The 19,174-nt window shown below is 63.3% G+C and carries 12 protein-coding genes; 3 read left to right on the top strand and 9 right to left on the bottom strand.

What is annotated here, in order from left to right; genetic code table 11:
* Positions 1 to 151: 151 nt before the first annotated feature.
* Positions 152 to 2,554 (top strand): hypothetical protein, encoded by a 2,403-nt coding sequence (locus ASE26_RS18445; RefSeq protein WP_057246705.1) that lies wholly within the window; start codon positions 152 to 154, stop codon positions 2,552 to 2,554.
* A gap of 60 nt (positions 2,555 to 2,614) precedes the next feature.
* On the opposite strand, the gene ASE26_RS18440 is transcribed toward ASE26_RS18445, so the two are convergent.
* The 5 genes from ASE26_RS18440 to ASE26_RS18420 form a co-directional block, all read right to left on the bottom strand.
* A complete protein-coding gene (locus ASE26_RS18440; protein ID WP_057246704.1) occupies positions 2,615 to 4,855 on the bottom strand; it encodes a glycoside hydrolase family 3 C-terminal domain-containing protein in 2,241 nt (746 codons plus the stop codon).
* A gap of 212 nt (positions 4,856 to 5,067) precedes the next feature.
* Complete coding sequence (locus tag ASE26_RS18435; RefSeq protein WP_057246703.1) at positions 5,068 to 6,255, bottom strand: DNA-binding transcriptional regulator; 1,188 nt, start codon at positions 6,253 to 6,255, stop codon at positions 5,068 to 5,070.
* 359 nt (positions 6,256 to 6,614) lie between these two features.
* Positions 6,615 to 7,835, bottom strand: coding sequence for an AraC family transcriptional regulator (locus ASE26_RS18430; protein WP_156397801.1), 1,221 nt, complete (start codon positions 7,833 to 7,835; stop codon positions 6,615 to 6,617).
* Between the two features lie 113 nt (positions 7,836 to 7,948).
* On the bottom strand, positions 7,949 to 10,183 hold the full coding sequence (locus tag ASE26_RS18425) for a glycoside hydrolase family 3 C-terminal domain-containing protein (protein ID WP_055923864.1): 2,235 nt from the start codon (positions 10,181 to 10,183) through the stop codon (positions 7,949 to 7,951).
* A gap of 145 nt (positions 10,184 to 10,328) precedes the next feature.
* Entirely contained in the window at positions 10,329 to 11,741 is a 1,413-nt protein-coding gene (locus ASE26_RS18420) for a glycoside hydrolase family 5 protein (RefSeq protein WP_055923866.1), read from the bottom strand.
* 174 nt (positions 11,742 to 11,915) lie between these two features.
* On the opposite strand from ASE26_RS18420, the gene ASE26_RS18415 reads away from it, so the two are divergent.
* The gene (locus ASE26_RS18415; protein WP_055923869.1) at positions 11,916 to 14,042 is read left to right on the top strand and encodes a beta-galactosidase; all 2,127 of its coding nucleotides are present in this window, start codon (positions 11,916 to 11,918) and stop codon (positions 14,040 to 14,042) included.
* 27 nt (positions 14,043 to 14,069) lie between these two features.
* Here ASE26_RS18415 and ASE26_RS18410 read toward each other — a convergent pair whose 3' ends face one another.
* The 4 genes from ASE26_RS18410 to ASE26_RS18395 all read right to left on the bottom strand — a co-directional run bounded on the left by ASE26_RS18410 (position 14,070) and on the right by ASE26_RS18395 (position 17,815).
* Positions 14,070 to 14,792: a GDSL-type esterase/lipase family protein gene (locus tag ASE26_RS18410; protein WP_057246702.1), complete on the bottom strand. Its 723-nt coding sequence runs from the start codon at positions 14,790 to 14,792 to the stop codon at positions 14,070 to 14,072.
* A 4-nt stretch (positions 14,793 to 14,796) separates the two neighbouring features.
* Entirely contained in the window at positions 14,797 to 16,056 is a 1,260-nt protein-coding gene (locus ASE26_RS18405) for a GDSL-type esterase/lipase family protein (RefSeq protein ID WP_057246701.1), read from the bottom strand.
* A 75-nt stretch (positions 16,057 to 16,131) separates the two neighbouring features.
* A complete protein-coding gene (locus ASE26_RS18400) occupies positions 16,132 to 16,875 on the bottom strand; it encodes an ABC transporter substrate-binding protein (RefSeq protein ID WP_162246521.1) in 744 nt (247 codons plus the stop codon).
* An 82-nt stretch (positions 16,876 to 16,957) separates the two neighbouring features.
* Complete coding sequence (locus tag ASE26_RS18395) at positions 16,958 to 17,815, bottom strand: esterase family protein (RefSeq protein ID WP_057246700.1); 858 nt, start codon at positions 17,813 to 17,815, stop codon at positions 16,958 to 16,960.
* A gap of 259 nt (positions 17,816 to 18,074) precedes the next feature.
* On the opposite strand from ASE26_RS18395, the gene ASE26_RS18390 reads away from it, so the two are divergent.
* The gene (locus tag ASE26_RS18390; protein ID WP_055923886.1) at positions 18,075 to 19,079 is read left to right on the top strand and encodes a sugar kinase; all 1,005 of its coding nucleotides are present in this window, start codon (positions 18,075 to 18,077) and stop codon (positions 19,077 to 19,079) included.
* Positions 19,080 to 19,174: the final 95 nt, after the last annotated feature.

Genomic DNA, 19,174 nt, shown 5'->3' with positions numbered 1-19,174 from the left:
CATAAAAGGGCCGCAAGGCCCTTTTTCATTGTGCCGGCCATTACGCAATTTCATTCACCAGTTTGGCGTTCTTGAGAATTGCCAGCGCACCTACCGGCTTGCACAATGCATGGCGCGTTAGCGGCAATTTTCACTCTTTGGAAGGGATAGCATGAATAACTACAAAATGCGGGCGATCGTCCTTGCGATCGCAGCCAGCCTCGCCGCGGGCTGTGGCGGCGGCTCCGACGGCACAGGCAGCGGGACCACCCCAGGCAACACCAGCGCACCAGCCCCAGGCAGCGCCGGCAGCACGCCGGCCCCGGGCGGCAGCAGCGCACCGGATCCTGCCGGCAGCACCCCGGATCCGGCCGGCAGCGCCACGCCCACCACCAAAGCAACCACCTGGAACAGCGTGAAATGGGGCGGCGGCGGCTACGTCAGCGGCCTGGTATTCCATCCGAGCACCGCCAACCTGCTGTACGCGCGCACCGACATCGGCGGCGCCTACCGCTGGAACCAGGCGACGTCCTCGTGGACGCCGATCACCGACGGCCTGGGCTTCGGCGCAGCCGAGAGCAAATACCACGGCATCGAAAGCATCGCGGTCGATCCGAATAACGACCAGCTGGTCTACATGGCGACCGGCATGTACACTTTCGAGGGCAACGGCCGCCTGTACATCTCCAGCGACCGCGGCGACCATTGGACCCACGTCGACCTGCCCTTCCCGCTGGGCGGCAACAACTCCGGCCGCGCCATCGGCGAACGCCTGATGGTCGACCCGAACAAGCCTTCTACCCTGTTCTTCGGCTCGCGCACGGCCGGCCTGTGGAAGAGCACCGACTCCGGCAAGACCTGGTCCCAGGTCACGGCACTGTCTTCGCTCAAGATGACCCAGGACCAGGTCAATGCCGTCGGCGGCAGCGCCATGGGCGTCGAGCTGGTGGTATACGACACCGGCACCAAGGGCAGCGGCACGGCCACCCAGACCATCTACACGGCCGTGGCCCCGGACTATGCCGGCGCAGCCGGACTGGGCTCGAGCATGTACAAATCCACCGATGGCGGCACAAGCTGGAGCCCGGTCGCGACCCCGGTATCGGGCTACCACATCCCGCACATGGTGCGGGCCGCAGACGGCATGTTCTATGTCGTGTTCACCAAGGATGCCGGGCCCGGCGCCGGCGGTCCCGGCCGCCTCTACAAATTCGACGGCAGCAGCTGGACCTTGCTCAAGAGCGTAGACCCGGCGGGCGGCACCAACTTCGGCCTGGGCGGCGTCTCGGTCCACGGCAGCGGCGCCACCACCCGCATCGCACTGGGCGTGACCAACTCCTGGGGCAACTGGAACGGCCAGCAGATCGTACAACTGTCCGACAATGCCGGCGCGACCTGGCGCGAAATCGAAGCCGCCATGCCGGGCGAAAGCGCCTCGGGCTGGGTCGACGACGTCGAAATCGATCCGTCCAACCGCGACCACATCCTGCACGTGCACGGCGGCGGCATCATCGAGACCCGCAATGCTTCCTCGGCGACGCCGACCTGGCTTGGCGCCATCAGCAATATCGAGGAAACCGCGACCCAGGCCATCGTCACGCCGCCGGCCGCTGCGCCATACAAGTTCATCAACAGTGCCGGCGACATCGGCACCTGGCTCCAGACCGACGTCGCCAGCAAGCCGACCTTGGCCCCCAACGCCAACTGGAGCAACGGCAACACCGCCGACATGGCGTGGGCCGACCCGCTGTATATCGCCGGTGCCGGCGTGGCCAACTGGTCCGGCGCAGGCGGCTTCGGCTTCTGGTCCGGCGACGGCGGCAAGACCTGGGCCGATTTCGCCACCCTGCCCGCCGGAGCCCAGGCCAACATTGGCTCCGCGGCCAGCCTGGTAGTCCCGTCGCGCAACAACATCGTCTGGGCGCCTGCCAACTCGGTGCCGTCCTACAGCACCAATAGCGGCGCGAGCTGGACTGCGACCAACCTGCCGGCGCTTCCTGTGGTCGGACAGAACTGGGATCGCGGCTATCACCTGGCGGCGGACCGCAAAAATCCGAACAAGGTGTATGCCTATGATTCGGGCGGGGCAACGTGGGGCACCCCAGGCAAGTTCTATGTCTCGACCGATGGCGGCCACAGTTTCAGCCTGAGCCAGGGCTCGGTGACGGCCAGCCTCGCGCCAAGCGCCTTCTGGACCACCTCGATGGCAGTCAACCCCAACGCCGAAGGCGACCTCTGGCTGGCCGACGGCAATACCGTCTACCACTCGGTCGATTCGGGCGCGAACTGGACCAAGCTGAATACCTTCGCGGCGGGTGCCGGCACGCAGGGCGCGAGCCTGATCGCGCTGGGCAAGGCGGCCAGCGGCGCCAAGTACTCGGCCGCGATCTATGTGGTGGGGACGATCAACGGCGTCTGGGGCGTGCACCGCTCGGACGACGCGGGCGTGAGCTGGACCCGCTTCAACGACGATGCCCACCAGTTTGGCGGCATTGGCGTGATGGCGGCCGACCACAACACCTACGGCCGGATCTACGTGTCAGGCACCGGCCGCGGCCTGCTCTACTCCAACTGAGGACAGCCGATCACAAACAGACCGCCCGCCGCATGGCGGGCGCTGCACTGTGAACAAAGCTTAGCGCAAACGCTTGCCACGCACGTCGTAGGTGGCGGCCTCCAGGTGCACAACCTGGCTCAGTGCCTTGCTGCCGGCGGCGTCGGCGGCAAGGATCACCTTGTAATCGCCGGCGGCCACCTGCCAGGTTTTCGACGCCGAATCATACATCGCCAGCAGGCGAGGATCGACCGTGACCGCCGCATTTGCGCTGGCTCCCGGCTTCAGGTCGACTTTTTGGAAACCTGCCAGGCGCTTCGGCGCTTCCCAGCGCACGCCAAGCGGGGCCACGTAAACCTGCGCGACTTCCTTGCCTGCGACCTTGCCGACGTTTTTCACCGCAAACGAAACGTCCAGCGCGCCGTCCTTGACGCGCGCAGCCAGGCCGGACAGCGCGAATTCTGAATACGACAGGCCATGGCCGAACGGGAACAGCGGTTTTTCCCCTCTCAGGTCGAACCACTTGTAGCCTACCGCCGCGCCCTCATGGTAATCGACGTCGAAACGGAGATCCTTCACTTCGGGATACCCGTCAAGCACCGGGCGCGGCAGTTGCGCTTCCGAGGCTGGGAAGGTGACCGGCAGGTGCCCGGACGGGTTGGCTTCGCCAAACAGCACAGCGGCGATAGCCTCGCCGCCATTGCTGCCCGGGTACCAGGCTTCCAGCACGGCCGGAACATGCGCCAGCCACGGCATCGTGACCGGCCCGCCGGTTTGCAGGACCACCACGGTATTCGGGTTGGCTGCGGCCACCGCGGCAATCAGGTCGTCCTGCCTGTTTGGCAGCGACAAGCTTGGCACATCGAGCGCTTCGGCGGTCCATTGGTTGGCAAACACCAGCACCACATCGCTGCTGCGCGCCAGCCTGGCGGCGCCGGCCAGGTCCACGCCATCGTGGTACGACACCGCGGCCGACGGCACGCGCTTCCGTATCGCTTTCAGCGGCGAGGACGGGTAGTACATGACCGGACCCGGCCAGCTTTTCGGTTCCAGTCCCGCTACCGCGTTGCCGCCTTCCGCCGTCACCAGTGAAGAACCGCCGCCTGCCAGCACACCCTTGTCGGCATGCCCGCCGATCACGGCAATGCGCTTCGCGGTCTTTTTCAGCGGCAGCGCGCCGGCACTGTTCTTCAGCAGCACCATGCCTTCCTGCGCATCGGCCAGCGAGACGGCGGCATGCGCCTTGCGGTCGAAGCTTTCAGGCGCCGGCTTGACCGGGTGGTCCACCGCACCCTGTTCGAACATCGCGTGCAGCACGCGGCGTGCCATGTCATCCAGGCGCGCCGGCAGCACCCAGCCATTGAGCACGGCTTCTTTCAGCGGCGGGCCGAAATAGTCGGCCAGGTCGAACGGCATGCCCGATTGCTGGTCCAGCCCCGCATTGGCGGCCGGGACGGTACTGTGCACCGCGCCCCAATCCGACATCACCCAGCCCCTGAAGCCCCAGTCCTGCTTCAACACTTCGGTCAGCAGGTAGCTGCTCTCGCAGGCATGCACGCCGTTGACGCGGTTGTAGGAGCACATGACGGCCCCCGGATTCCCCTCTTCCATGGCAATCTGCAGCGCCAGCAAGTCCGACATGCGCGCCGCCTGGTCGCCGATCCTGGCGTTCAGCGTGGTGCGCCCGGATTCCTGGTCATTCAGCGCAAAATGCTTGAGGGTGGAGATCACGCGGTTCGACTGGATGCCGCGGATCTGCGCGCCGACCATCTTCCCGGCCAGCAGCGGGTCTTCGCCGCCATATTCGAAGTTGCGGCCATTGCGCGGTTCCCGCACCAGGTTCACGCCGCCAGCCAGCATCACGTTGAAGCCAAAGGCACGCGCTTCGGCGCCGATCATGGCGCCGCCGCCGTAGGCCAGCCCGGGGTTCCAGGTGGCAGTCGTATTCATGCCCGAAGGCAGTGCCGTGCCGGGGCGCACATCCGGACCGGCCTGGCTGGCTACGCCCAGGCCGGCGTCGGTTTCCCACAAATGCGGAATGCCCAGGCGCGCCACGCCATGAATAAAACCGGCCGACTGCAGCCGGGATTCGGCCGGGCGTTTCGAGTTTTTCCACTCCAGGTCGGCACCCAGGTAGCCGTACACCAGCTTGAGTTTTTCATCCAGGGTCATGGCCTGGACCACCATTCCGGCCCGCTCTCCAGGCGCCAGCCGGGCGTCCATCCAGGGCAGGCCGGTGGATGCCGGGTTCGCCGCGACCGGGCCAAGCGCGGCAGTGCCGCAGCACACTGCGGCGGCAAGGAAAATTCTCTTTGATCTCATGTCTTCTTTCACTATTGAACACCCGCCGGCCCGGCGAACGCGGGCGGAAAACAGGGATTCTGGAAGCTGTGCCACGGCGGCCCGGCGGCGACAAGCGCGCTGGCGGCACCAGTTGCCGCCGCGCGCACTTTCCGGCCACGCTGCCCCTGATCGGCAGTTCGCCGGTACGATACCTGCCCCATCAAAAGAAACAGGGCCCTCAGGCCCTTGCTTCACTGCGTCTCGAGCGCCAGCGCCCTGTCACGGTAGGCCCGCGGCGTACATCCCAGCTCGCGCTTGAACACCAGGTGCATGTATTGGGTCGAGGTAAATCCGCAGCCGAGCGCCACGTCGGCAATGCTGCGTTCAACGCATTCCAGGCCGGCCTTGGCGGCATCGAGCTTGAACTGCAGGATCACGTCGTGCACGCTGCAGCCAAGCTCCTGGCGGAAATAGGCTTCCAGCGAAGAACGCGACACGCCAACGTATTCCGCCACCTGGTGCGTCTTGATGCCCTGGCAGGCATACTGGCGGATGAAATGACGCGCCCTTGCCACGTGCGGATGGCGCACCGCCTGGTGCTGGCTCGACGCGAACACATTGATCCCGGCCGGCGGCATCAGGATGCGCGTATTCGACAGGCGCACGCCATGCAGCATCTGGTCCAGCAAGTGGGCCGCGGTACGTCCCATTTCCTGCGCGCCCTGGATCACGGAACTGAGCGGAATGCGGGTCAGCATGCGCACCAGCGGGTCATTGTCGATGCCGATCAATGCCACCTGTTCCGGCACGGCGATGCCGGCGATGACGCAGGCCTGCAGCAATTGGCGGGCGCGCGCATCGGTCACGCCGATGATGCCGACCGGCTTGGGCAGGCTGCGCAGCCAGGCAATCTGCCCTTCCACCGATTCGTCCCAGGCGGAAGCACTGGTTTCGCAGCCGCGGAAAATCTCAGCATCCATCTTGTCCGCTTCCATCAGGGCGCGGAAGGCATTTTCGCGCTCCTGGGCCCAGCGGTTATCCCGGGCCTTGGGCAGGCTGAACATGGCAAAGCGGTGCAGGCCGACGTCGATCAGGTGGTCGCGGGCCAGCTTGATCAGCTTGAAATTGTCGGTAGCCACATAGGGCACGCCGCGCGGGTAGTCCGCTTCGTCGACGTACGAGCCGCCGACCGCCACCACCGGCACGCTGCAGCGGCCCAGGGCCGCGGCTACGGTTGGATCATCGAAGTCGGCAATAATGCCGTCACCCTGCCAGTCTTCGATACCGGCCAGGCGCAGGCGGAAATCCTCTTCCAGGAATAAATCCCATGCCGCGCGGGTGCTGCCAAGATAAGCGGCAATCCCGGAAATAACTTCACGGTCGAAACTCTTGTTTGCATTAAAAAGCAGGGCAATACGGTGTGCTTTCGAAGTATTCATAATCGCCAATCGCAAAACAGGTTCAAATGAATGCTAAGCGGCGGATTTTTCCGCCGCAGCACGCTTTCGGCGTACCGCGCCTGTTTGCATTGGCTGGCCGGGCAATTGCACTTTGCCGGCACTGATACCGAAAAGATTCTTTTCCATGATGTCTCCAATAAGCCGGGGTGGGCCGACAGGCACCCCCGGTCTTCGCATTCAAAAAGAAAGGTCGCCGCTGACGGCAATTAATGGCTGGCAGCAAGCGCCAAGCCATGGACCAAGCATAGCAACGGGGCCTCCCTGCACGGTAGCGCCCGTGGAGGAATTTCTATCAATGTGCAAGAAATGCGATTAGTTGTGCAGGGAGTGCAAGCCGCTCAGGCGGTTTCTGCGCCCTGGGAAGGCTGGTTTTCTGCCTGGGAGGGGGGATTTACCGGAGCCTGCTGGCTGGCCAGCAGGCGGAAAGATTTCGGCGTGCAGCCGTATTCTTCCTTGAACAATTTATTGAAATAGGAGACGTTGGAGTAGCCCACCGAATAGGCGATTTCCGAAACCGTCGCCGTGCTTTTTTCCGACAATAACCTGGCCGCCTGCGTCAGGCGTAATTTATTGAGGTAACTGGTAAATGTCATCCCCAACTCGGTTTTTAAAACCTCATTGACTTTATTGCGATTGGTCCCGGTGGCCGAAACCACGCATTCCAGGTCCAGATCCGGATTGGTGTAATTGGTGGCGATATATCGCAGCACGCTGGCTTTTTCTTTATCCTTATATGGTTCCAGGGTTAATTCGCGATAAGCGACCAGCGGCAGGTCTTCCTTCATCTTGGAGTCAAGGCTGGAAGTCAGGGCCTGCGCGTGGGCGCGGAAGAACCACAGGGCAAACGCCAGCCAGCTCGCCAGCACGCTCGCCACCAGGGCGGCGATATAGCGGTAGTCGCGGCCATGCAGGGTCAGTTCACTGATATCCAGGTAGGAATCGACGTGCATCGGGCTTTGGCTGCTGGTCCCGAACATGAGCTTCGACACCTTGTTCAATTCATAACCCTGGTGCGACAAGTCCAGCTTGACCGAATAGAACCACCAGTCGGGAATGGTGAGGCGCGACAGGTCCAGCGAGACCGGGACCCCGCGCGCGTTGCAGGAAAAATAAGTGCCGGGGGAGCGGTAGGTGATGAAATCGCCGGCTTTGGAAATATTGTCGTCGAAAGTCGATATGCCAAAGATCATCGAATTGGACGGCGCGCACTTGGCAAGGAAGGAAATCTCGCTATACCTGGCCCAGTTGGCCTGGGCCACCTCCCCCCTGGCATCGCGCAAGATCATTCCGGCCGAGGCAAACGGGTATTGCCCGGCATTGGTCAGCTTGAAGTCGAAGCGCAGTTGCGCGCGCTGCGGGTCCGGTATCCGGGCGCTTGACGTGCCGCCCATGACCTGGTCGGTGTTGGTCATGTATTGCCAGCCCGCCCCGGCTCCCTGCGCCGCCAGCAGGGGGACGGACAAATAACTTTGGTAGATCAGGAAGAACGCCAGCAATGCATCCGCGATCACCAGGCCGATCAGTGCCAGCAAGGCCTGCTTGTAGAATTTTTGCATCATTACAGATGGTTGAACTGTCTCCGTATGCGAAGCCTCTTGCCGGGCTTGCTTATTGCATCATAACAGTTCAACGAGTGAAAGGGGCGCCAATCGTGCCCCCTCCAGTATCATCGTCAGCGGCGCAACGGCTTGCCGTTCACATCATAGCTGGCAGCTTCCAGGTGAACCACCGTGCTGACGGCCTTCCCGCCCGCGGCATCGGCCGCCAGGGTGACTTGATAGTCCCCCTTGGCGATGTTCCAGGTCTTGCTGGCGGAATCGTACATCGCCAACAGGCGCGGATCGACCGTGACCGTGGCTTTGCCTTCGGCCCCCGGCTGCAGCGCCAGCTTCTGGAACCCGGCCAGCCGCTTCGGCGCTTCCCACTTGGCATTGAGCGGCGCCACATAGACCTGGGCCACCTCCTTGCCTGCCACTTTGCCGGTGTTCTTCACCGTGAACGTCGCCTGCAGCGCACCGTTTTTCACACTGGCGGACAAGCCTGAGAAACCGAATTCGGAGTACGACAGGCCGTGGCCGAACGGGAACAGCGGCTTCAGCCCTTTCAGGTCGAACCATTTGTAGCCGACTGCCGCTCCTTCGCGGTATTCGACATCGAAACGCTTGTCCGCCACTTCCGGATAGCCGTCCAGTACGGGACGCGGCAACTGCGCTTCCGACGCCGGGAACGTGGCAGGCAGGTGGCCTGACGGGTTGACCTCGCCAAACAGCACGCTGGCAATCGCCTCGCCGCCGCTGGTGCCCGGGTACCAGGCCTCCAGCACGGCAGGCACTTTCGCCAGCCATGGCATGCTTACCGGGCCGCCGGTTTCCAGCACCACCACGGTCTTCGGATTAGCCGTGCTCACCGCCGCGATCAGTTCGTCCTGCGCGCCGGGCAGCGACAGGCTGGGCATGTCGAACGCCTCGCCGGTCCATTGCGTGGCGAAAACCAGCACCACATCGCTCTCCTGCGCCAGTTTTGCCGCGGCAGCCTTGTCGCTGCCGTCATTGAACGACACCTGGGCCGCCGGTACGCGCTGCTGGATCGCCTTCAGCGGCGAGGACGGGTAATACATGATCGGTCCCGGCCAGGTCTTCGGTTCCAGGCCCGGCACCGCATTGCCGCCGGCCGGGTACACCAGCGAAGAGCCGCCGCCGGCCAGCACGCCCTTGTCGGCATGGCCGCCGATCACGGCGATGCGCCGCAGCGACTTCGCCAGCGGCAGCAATCCTGCCTGGTTTTTCAGCAGCACCATGCCTTCTTGCGCGTCTTTCAGCGAAACGGCGCCATTCGCCTTGAAGTCGATCTTGCCCGGTTCGGACGCCACCGGGTGATCCACCACGCCATGTTCGAACATCGCGTGCAGCACGCGGCGCGCCATATCGTCCAGGCGCGACTGCGGCACCCAGCCGTTCAGCACCGCCTCTTTCAGCGGCGCGCCGAAATAGTCGGCGAGGTCGAACGGCATGCCCGATTGCTGGTCCAGGCCGGCATTGGCGGCAGGGATGGTGCTGTGGGTGGCGCCCCAGTCCGACATGACCCAGCCCTTGAAGCCCCAGTCCTTCTTCAGCACCTCGTTCAGCAAGTAGCTGCTCTCGCAGGCGTACACGCCGTTGACGCGGTTGTAGGAGCACATGACCGAGCCGGGATTGCCCTCTTCCTTGGCAATCTGCAAAGCCAGCAGGTCCGACATGCGGGCCGACTGGTCATCGATCTTCACGTTCAGCGTGGTGCGGCCGGTTTCCTGGTCGTTCAGTGCGTAATGCTTCAGGGTCGACACCACGCGGCTCGACTGGATGCCCTTGATCTGGGCGCCGACCATCCTGCCGGCCAACAGCGGGTCCTCGCCGCCATATTCGAAATTACGGCCATTGCGCGGGTCCCGCATCAGGTTGACGCCGCCGGCCAGCAGCACATTGAAGCCGTAGCCGCGCGCCTCCGCACCGATCATGGCGCCGCCTGCGAAGGCGGTCTGCGGATCCCAGGTGGCGGCGGTATTCAGGCCCGATGGCAGCGCGGTCGCCGTGCGCACCTGGGGCCCGCCCTGGCTTGCCACGCCCACTCCGGCGTCGGTCTGCCACAGGTTCGGGATGCCCAGGCGCGGTACGCCATACACAAAGCCTGCCGACTGGTTGTACGATTCTTGCGGGCGCTTGTATTTCTTGCCCTCGTTATCCATGCCGAAGTAGCCGAAAACCAGCTTCAGCTTTTCGTCCAGGGTCATTTCCCTGATCACCAGGTCGGCCCGCTCGGCCGCGCCCAGTTTCGAATTCATCCAGGGCTTGCTATCCGATGCGGCCAGCGCAGGTCCGCAGCACAAGGCAACAGCGGCCGACAGGAGACTGATCGTTTTCTTCAATTTCATGGGTTCCTCAAAAAAGGGGGCAGCCGCGGCCGCCCCGGAAACTACCGAAATAGAGGTAGAGGAGACTACAGGTTACAACAACGGTGCCGGGGCACCGGCGCGCAGCGCGCACCGGTTCCAGTGTGCGGGCAATCGGGTCATCGGATCATTTCGACGCATTGACGATGCTACCGATCACGTCGGGGAAGGCTTGCGCACCGCTCGCGCGGTCGAAGAGGCCCATCTGGTGATTGCCGGTGTAGCCGTTATCCCAATACATCGGCACGATGCCGCGCGTGAACGCCGCACGCGTGATGTACTGGTCCCACGACTTGCGGTAGATGCCGGCGGGATCGTACTCGGTGCGCACGATCGCGCCGAACTCGCCCAGCAAGACAGGCACGCCTTTGTCGATAAAGCCGGTTTTCATCATCTGGAACTGGCTATCGGCATAGGCCTCGTTGGCCCAGCCCGACGGGTTGGCAGCCTGGCCCCACTTCCAGGATGTGCTTTTCTCGTCCAGCGCGAAGTCGAACGGGTCGTAATAATGCACTTCCATCATCATGCGATTGGCGACCCTGTCGCCTGGCATGGCGGCGTTGCAGGAGTTGGCGTGGTTGATATTGGTATTGAAGGCCTGCACCACCAGGTGCCGGCTGGCGTTATTGCCGCCGGTAGCACGTACAGCGGAGATGAACGCCTGGTTGAAGCCCTTCTGCACGTCGCAGTATTCGGCGGTCGGCGGCTGGTAATTCCCGTCGACCATCACCTCGTTGGTGCCAGCGAAGAGCAGCGTGTCGTCATGGTTCTTGAAGTTGTTGGCGATCTGGGTCCAGAATTTGGCCAGGCGCGCATTGGCAGCGGACTGCCGGGCATAAGTCGGCTGCATCCAGCCCCCGTCCCAGTGGATATTGATCATCGCCACCAGGCCTGCGCTGTGCGCGTAGTTCACAACTTCGGTCACGCGCTCCATCCATTGCGGGCTGATGTTGTCATCTGCGTCGGCGTACTGCTTCCACGAGACAGGAATGCGCACGCTTTTGAAGCCGGCTGCCTTGACGGCATGGAACAGGGCCTGGGACGCCCTGGGATTGCCCCACCCCGTTTCATTGAAGTTGCTGCTGCCCCAGACGTAAGTGCCGCCCGTCGCTTCCAGCGAATTGCCCAGGTTCCAGCCGGGCGCCATCTGCGCCGACAACTGCATGCTGCTCAGGTTGCGCATCACGCCGACGCGCACGGCATGCGCCGCACCCGAGCTGAAGCTGCCGCCACCGGTGCTGAACTTGATCCAGTACCAATAGACAGTCCCCGCTGCGGCGCTGTTGTCGGTATAGCTGGTCGCGCTCTTGCCCAGCGCGGCAATGCGGCTGCGGCCATTCGGGTCGCTATCGGTATCGCGATAAACCTGCAGGCCGCTGACGGCGCCGCTGACGCTCCAGTTCAGGCGCACGTCGCTGCCGCTGGCGCTGGCGTTCAGGCAGACAGTGGCGCCGCCGCCGCTGCCGCAATTCTGCGCATGCGCGAACGGCGCCGCACTCAGCGCCAGGGCGAACACAGTCCTTGTCAGCACGGGTCTCATTTACTCTTCCTTTCATGTTTTGGACCATTGTGTGAGCTGCGCCAGCACGCCGCAATTGCAAAAAACGCCAACCGGCAAAATGAAATTGCGCAGCTTGTGGCCAAAGCATTGGCCCGGCCGCGGGGAGCCGCCACAATGGAATGACTGGAAATTCAACCTGAGGAAAAAGACGCAATGTTACGACACAGGATCCTTTCGGCGGCACTGGCATACAGTCTCGCCAGCGCTGCCTGCGCCCAGGCCCCCTCCCCGGCCGTTGCACCCCTGCCCACCATCCTGTATGGCGCCGCCTATTACCATGAGTACATGCCATACGAGCGGCTGGAGAAGGATGTGCAGATGATGAAAGCTGCCGGCTTCAATGTCGTGCGCCTGGGCGAATCAACCTGGAGCCTGTGGGAACCGGAGGACGGCCGTTTCGAGTACGCCTGGATGGACCGTGTCATCGATGCCATGGGCAAGGCCGGCATTAAAGTGATCATGGGCACCCCGACCTACTCGATCCCGGCCTGGATGGCCAAGCAGAATCCCGAAATCCTGGCCCGCAAGTTCAACGGCGCCCAGAACATGTACGGCATGCGCCAGAACATGAATACCGACTCGGCAGCCTACCGCTTTTACGCCGAGCGCCTGATCCGCAAGATCGTCAGCCGCTACAAGGATAACCCGAACGTCATCGGCTGGCAGGTCGATAACGAAACCAGCACCTACGGCGCGGCCAACGACGATGTCTTCGTACGCTTCCAGCACCACCTGGAAAAGAAATTCGGCACGCCGGAAAACCTCAGCAAGGCCTGGTTCCTGAACTACTGGGGCCAGAACCTCCACTCGTGGCTCGACCTGCCGCGCCCCGATGCCGCCCAGAGCACCGGCTACAAGCTTGAATGGTCGCGCTGGGGCCAGATGCGCGTGACCGGATTCCTGCACTGGCAGGCGAACCTGGTGCGCGAAAACGCTTCGCCGCGCCAGTTCGTGACCCATGATTTTGCCGGCGCGATGCACAGCGACGTGAACGAGGAAGCTGTTTCCGCCGCCCTCGACATGCCGGCCGTGAACATCTACCACTGGGGCCAGCGCGAGTACTACAACGGGGCCGAGCAAACCTTGCAGGCGGACTTTACACGTTCGCTCAAGCGCAACAACTTCCTGGTAACGGAAACGAATGCGCAAAGTACGGACTGGAGTTCCTCGTTCCAGTATCCGCCCTATGACGGCCAGTTCCGGCAGGACGTATACACCCACCTGTCGAATGGTTCGAACATGGTCGAGTACTGGCATTGGTCGTCGATCCACGCCAACCAGGAGACCTACTGGAAAGGCGTGCTGTCGCACGACATGGAGCCGAACCGGGCTTACGCCGAAATGAGCCGCACCGGACGCGAGCTGCAAAAGATCGGGCCGCGCCTGGTCAACCTGAAATTGCGCAACGACGTCGCCATCCTGTGGAGCCGCGATTCCCTGAACGCCCTGAACGACATGCCATTTGCCAAGGACGCCCAGTGGGGCGCGGGCGGCAGCAAGGCCGATTACGGTTCACTGGTACGGCAGATGCACCGCGCCCTGTACGACATGAAGGTGGGCGCCGATTTCGTTTTCCCGGAGGTACAGGACTTCTCGCAATACAAGCTGCTGCTCGTGCCGGCGCTGTACGTCGCCGACGACGCGCTGCTGAAGCGTATCGCCGGCTACATCCGCCAGGGTGGCCGCGTGGTAATGACCTTCAAGAGCGGCTTCGCCAACGAAAACGCCGCGGTGCGCTGGAGCATGGCGCCCGGCCCGCTGCGCGAGGCCCTCGGCTTCCATTACCAGGAGTTTTCCAACCTGGCGCAGCCCCTGGCGCTGAAAGGCGATCCATTCCAGGCCGGCGCCGACAACAAGGTCCAGTACTGGGCCGAGTTCCTGCAGCTCGATACGGCCAGGGCCCTGGCCTACTACGACCATCATTTCTTCGGCCGCTGGCCGGCCATCACGCAGAACCAGTACGGCGCGGGCACGGTTATCTATGAGGGAACCTACCTGACGGACAAGCTGCAAAAAGCAGTGCTGAAGTCGGCACTGGAGGATGCAGGGCTGTCCAGCCCCGACCAGCAACTGCCGCCGCAGGTCCATACCCGCAGCGGCACCAACGGCTACGGCAAGACGGTGCGCTACTTCTTCAATTATTCCGCCGCCGCGGCCAGCTTCAGCTACCAGCACCAGGCCGGTACCGACCTGTTGTCTTCGCGCCCGGTCAAAGCCGGCGATACGCTCAACCTTGGCCCATGGGACCTGGCCATCGTCGAGGAAGGCACGGGCCGCTGAAGCAGTGGCCGGGCCCTGCCGCCCGGCTCACTTCAGGAGGGCCTCGATATCCGGCCGCATCGCACCGGCCAGGACCTGGTAGCCCTGTTCGGAGAAGTGCAGGAGGTCGGGCTGCAACTGCCTCGACAGCACTCCGCCCTCACCCACGAAGTGGCGGCCATAATCGCGGAAGAAGATCGTCTTCCCGTCACCCAGCGCCCTGGCCTTGCGGTTAAGCGCGCCGATGCGGAGGCGCTCTTCCGATTCCGGCGTGCTTTCCGGCAGCACGGCATTGAGCAGGATGCGCGCCTGCGGGTACTGCTTGCGCAACTGCCCCAGCACCGCCTGGATGCCGGCAAATACCTCTTCCGCGCCTTCGCTGCACAGGTTGATATTGTTCACGCCGATCATCAGCACCACCAGCTTTGGCTTCAGGGCAGCGATGGCCGGATGCTGCAGCCGCCATAGCACGTTGCCGGTATGATCACCGCCTATGCCGAAATTGGCGGCCTTGAGATGCCCGAAATTCTTGTCCCACAGCGCTTTCGGCCACATTTCCGTGAGCGAATCGCCAACGAACATCACGTCGACATCGCCCTGCGTGGCGCGCGCAACCTGGTCGGCGTGCATCTGGTGCCAGCGCTCGACCGACATCCAGGGGTATTCGAAATAGCGCTCGGCCGGGACCGTGGCGCAATTTCCGGCCCGCGCGGATTGCATCGCACCGGCCGCCAACAGCAGGCAGGCCAGGACCGCCCTGGTCATCTTCATAGAATTACTCCGTCATCAGTTTCGTCAGGACCGGTTCCATGCTGCGCGCCCAGATCTCGTACCCCTTCTCCTGCGGGTGCAGCAGGTCCGGCATCACGTCGCGCGACAGCGTGCCGTCCGCATTCAGCAGCGCGCCATTGATATTGGCGTAGAAGACGTGCTTACCGTCCGCATAGCACGAAATAAGGGAGTTCACCCTTTCGTTCAGGCGGCGCAGGAAGGCCGTCGGCTGTTCCTCCCGGGGGAAGATCGCCAGCAGCAGCACCTTGGTACGCGGCAGGCGGCTGCGCATCTCGTCAATGACTGCCTTGACGCCGGCCGCGGTTGCCCTTGGGTCGTCATGACGGTCGCCGCTATTGTTGGTGCCGATCATCAGCACGGCAACCTTGGGCGCCAGGCCGTCCAGCTCGCCGTGCCGCAAGCGCCATAGCACATTCTCGGTATGGTCGCCGCCGAAGCCCAGCGCGACCGCATCATGCCTGGCGTAATAGCGCTGCCAGACCGCCTGGCCGGGCGTCTCCCAACCCTCCGTGATGGAGTCGCCGATGAATACCATTTGCGGCTTCTTGCCCGCTGCCAGGAGTTTGCGATTCTCCTCGAGATTCCTCTCGTGGCGCGCCAGCCAGGAAGACAGCGCCCAGGAATGGTCGAGCGGCCCCGGCGTTGACGATTGGGTGCGGTAATCGGGGCAGCCCGCATTGGGGACACCGGACTGCACAAGCTTGATGCCGGCAAGCGCGACCTGCCCCGTCCCGTTGGCCTCGAGGGAAAATGGAAGCGGCACTTTGCTGAAATCGTCCCCATCGCGCATGAAGCACGACAGCGCGAAAGACAGGTGCTGCCAGGGTTTGCCCTGCAGGGCCTTGCCGGCCACGACATAGGAAAGCTTGCGGTAGCAATCCGGCCCGCAACCCAGGGCAAAATAGATGCCGCCCTGGCTCAAGTCAAGCACCTTCAGGTCAAACTCCAATGTGCCGCCGGCAGCGAAGGGACGCAAGTCTAGCGGAGGCCCGCCTTCCAGGCGCATGGCGGTAGTCCAGGAATCCTTCCATTGCAGCGTGAGTGCCCCCTGCTTGCCATCGACCTCGCCGATACGCAACCCTGCCGAGGCGCCTGGCGGCGCTTCGAACGCGCCTATCGCTGCGCTCCAGGATGGCGCCGGCCTTCCTGCGAACAGGACGATTTCATTGTCGCCAGCGGCGCACGGGCCGGTCCCGGCGGCCGCCAGAAGCAAGGCCGCCAACACTCCAGAGGATTTTGTCATGCTGCGATTTTGCCGACGCCTTGCATACCGGGCAATTACGAAAAGCGCCAGGCAGCCGAACGATATTCGGTAAAATCAGAACCACTTCTTATGCAGCGCAGCAAATATGCCGTGCACCTTGATGGTCTCAAGGCCTTTGCGGAATCGCTCGACCAGGTAGTCGTCGGTCTTCGGGCCAAACGCCATATAGCTGCCGCCGCTGCCCAGTTCAGACAGGTGCAGGGCCCGCACCAGGATTTGCTCGGGGTCGCCGCCCTCGCGCCGTACCAGGTCGAGCGCGACGATTTCACTCATTGCCCAAAAATCAACGCGACCCAGTTTCAGTTTCTCATATGTCGTTTTCGGCAAGGCATTCCCCTGCAGCTGCAGGCCTTTGACAAAGCCCTTGGACTCGAGGTACTGCTCGCGCGCATCGCCATTGATGGTCCCGATCTTGTAGTTGAGGGCATCGCTGAGGCTATGGATCTTCAGCTTGCGCTCGCGCAGGGCGAACAGGTAGGAACTGTCCGGCGGGGAAACCACGCCGACCCATTTGAACAATTGTTCGCGCTCCGGCGTGCGCAGGATGGAGAAGATCAGCACATTTTCAGAATGCAGGGCCGTTGAATAAGCGCGCGCCCAGGGCATGACATGGAAATCGCATTCCACGTCGATTTCCTTCAGCACGGCCTGGATCACTTCCGTGCTGAAGCCGGTGACCTTGCCGTTCTCCAGGAAATTGACGGGCCGGTTCTCCTCGGTGACGCAGGTCACCGTGGTCGCCGCGTGTGCGGAGGCCGCAATGCATAGCAAGCCTATCCAGGTCAACAGGCGAAGCATGTTCATTGTTCAGCAATCTGTGGCTCTTGAGCCATTTTACACAAATTCATCATGACGCTTTCGCCACTTGACGGCTGGGCGTTCAGCGGAAGACCAGCTGGGCAAACTGGTACAAGGCCTCGGCCCAGCTCTCGCGCTCATGTCCATAGTCGTCGACATGCCAGATGTGCGGCACCCCGAGCCGGCGCAGCGCCTGGTGGAAATCCTGCGACACGCCGATCAAACCATCTTGCTTCCCGCACGACAGGTACAGCAGCCGCAGCGGCGGCCCGTCCGCCGGTCGCGCCAGCAGGCTCGTGGCGGCGCGGGTATTGGGCGCCGCAGAGAATCCGCCCACCCAGGAAAATGCCTCTGGGTGGCCAAGTCCGAAATTCAGCGCCTGGCCGCCGCCCATCGACAGGCCGGCTATCGCCCGCTGTCCGGCGCCGGGCAAGGTCGGGTAGTTGCGGTCGATCGCCGGAACCAGGTTCTCCAGCAGGTCGCGTTCAAAGTTGGCAAAGCCTGCGACATGTTCTTCCGAAAACTTGCGTTCTTCGGGAGCAGGCTGGTCGTCGGGCAGCGCGCGGCCATTGGGCATGACGACGATCATTGGCACCGCCTTTCCAGCCGCGATCAGCTGGTCGAGAACCGGTGCGGCGCGGACATAAGCGGGCCATTCATCATGGGTCCCGGCCAGGCCATGCAATAAATACAGCACCGGATATCGGCGCAGTGCAGAATAGGCTGGCGGCAGGTACACGCTGGCCTTGCGCCGCTTTCCCGTGACCGCCGAGTCGTATTCGAATTCCTTCACCAGCCCTTGCGCAATGCCCGGCTGCCTGTCCGCGAAGCCTGCCGGCGGCACCGGGAATGCACGTACATCGTCGCTCGCCAGCCGAATGGCGCGCGGCTGCGTGGCGCCCGGCCGCTCCGGATTGCCGGCCGCCGGGCCTTGTTGCACTGGCAGCGTACACGCCGTCGCCAGTCAGGCGGCGACGATAAGGGCGAGTCTGTTCAACATCGGAACGCATTCCTGGTAAGCGGGGCATTGTCGGTATGGCTTGCGGCCGATTTTCGGCTGCGCCACTTTGCCGGGCAATTCCAATATTCACTAGCCGGCTCCATGTTTTTCCGTATCGGCTGCCGTCTGGCGCATTTCATTGGCCGCCTTGGCCGTTTTCGCCATTGCGCTGCAGGGACGAAGTTCCCAACATAGTCGCATGGAAAATGACATCGTATGCTTCGGCGAGCTGCTGCTTCGCCTGTCGGCGCCGGGCGGCCAGGTGATGCTCCAGTCGCCGCACCTTGATACCTGTATTGGCGGTGCCGAGGCCAATGTCGCCGTCTCCCTGGCCCGCCTGGGACACCGCGCCGCGCTGGTCAGCAGCCTGCCCGACAATGCGCTGGGCCAATCGATACGTGATGGCGTCCGGGCCCACGGGGTCGATACGCGCGCCATCCGCTTTGCGCCTGGAAGGGTCGGGCTGTATTTCCTGACCAGCGGAGCGGTGTTGCGCCCCGCCGAAATAATTTACGACCGCGAATGCTCCGTCTTCGCCGCGACCGAGCCGGCCGCCTATCACTGGCCGGCGCTGCTGGAAGGCGCGGGCTGGCTGCATGTTTCCGGCATTTCGGCAGCCACCGGCGAGCGCGGTGCGCAAACCACCCTGGACGCCATGCGCGCCGCACGCGCGCTGGGTGTCAAAGTCTCTTTCGATGGCAATTACCGTGCAGCGTTGTGGGCACGGCGAGGCAGCGACGGCGCCGACGTGCTGTGCGAACTGATGCGCCACGCCGACCTGGCTTTTGCCGACCAGCGCGACTTCGCACTGGTGCTGCGCCGCCCTGGCCTGGGCCAAGGCAGCCGCACCGAAGCCATGGCGGCAGCATTCGCTGCATTTCCACATCTTGCATCGATCGCGGCCACCAGCCGTAGCCAGCTCGCCAACGAGCGCCATGACCTCAGCGCTACGCTGTGCACGCGAAGCGGCTCGATACAGGCCCGCACCTACGAAATGCACGGCATCGTCGACCGCATCGGTACCGGCGATGCATTCGCCGCGGGGATTTTGCACGGCTTGCTGCACGGCTGGGACGACGACCGGACGCTTGGCTTCGGCCTGGCTGCTGCCGTGGCCAAGCATTCAATCGCCGGCGACTTCAACCTGGCCAACGAGGCGCAGATCGACGCTGTCAGCAACTGCGCACTCGACGTGCGGCGCTGACGCACGCACTCTTGCTTGCGGAAAAATGTCTGTTGTATTGACGTTTTTTGTAATTGATGGTGAGCGCCCGCGCTTGCACCATACAGTTTGCTGAC

This window comes from Duganella sp. Root198D2 (genome assembly GCF_001428585.1).
Taxonomy (GTDB): domain Bacteria; phylum Pseudomonadota; class Gammaproteobacteria; order Burkholderiales; family Burkholderiaceae_D; genus Rugamonas.
The sequence above is the reverse complement of the archived record's forward strand: the minus strand, read 5'-3'. Positions and strand labels throughout refer to the sequence as shown.

Coding starts and splice junctions, on each gene's coding strand:
- ASE26_RS18445 (WP_057246705.1), top strand. CDS start 152: ATGAATAACTACAAAATGCGGGCGATCGTCCTTGCGATCGCAGCCAGC.
- ASE26_RS18420 (WP_055923866.1), bottom strand. CDS start 11,741: ATGAGACCCGTGCTGACAAGGACTGTGTTCGCCCTGGCGCTGAGTGCG.
- ASE26_RS18405 (WP_057246701.1), bottom strand. CDS start 16,056: ATGACAAAATCCTCTGGAGTGTTGGCGGCCTTGCTTCTGGCGGCCGCC.
- ASE26_RS18390 (WP_055923886.1), top strand. CDS start 18,075: ATGGAAAATGACATCGTATGCTTCGGCGAGCTGCTGCTTCGCCTGTCG.
- ASE26_RS18410 (WP_057246702.1), bottom strand. CDS start 14,792: ATGAAGATGACCAGGGCGGTCCTGGCCTGCCTGCTGTTGGCGGCCGGT.
- ASE26_RS18430 (WP_156397801.1), bottom strand. CDS start 7,835: ATGATGCAAAAATTCTACAAGCAGGCCTTGCTGGCACTGATCGGCCTG.
- ASE26_RS18425 (WP_055923864.1), bottom strand. CDS start 10,183: ATGAAATTGAAGAAAACGATCAGTCTCCTGTCGGCCGCTGTTGCCTTG.
- ASE26_RS18440 (WP_057246704.1), bottom strand. CDS start 4,855: ATGAGATCAAAGAGAATTTTCCTTGCCGCCGCAGTGTGCTGCGGCACT.
- ASE26_RS18415 (WP_055923869.1), top strand. CDS start 11,916: ATGTTACGACACAGGATCCTTTCGGCGGCACTGGCATACAGTCTCGCC.
- ASE26_RS18400 (WP_162246521.1), bottom strand. CDS start 16,875: ATGCTTCGCCTGTTGACCTGGATAGGCTTGCTATGCATTGCGGCCTCC.
- ASE26_RS18435 (WP_057246703.1), bottom strand. CDS start 6,255: ATGAATACTTCGAAAGCACACCGTATTGCCCTGCTTTTTAATGCAAAC.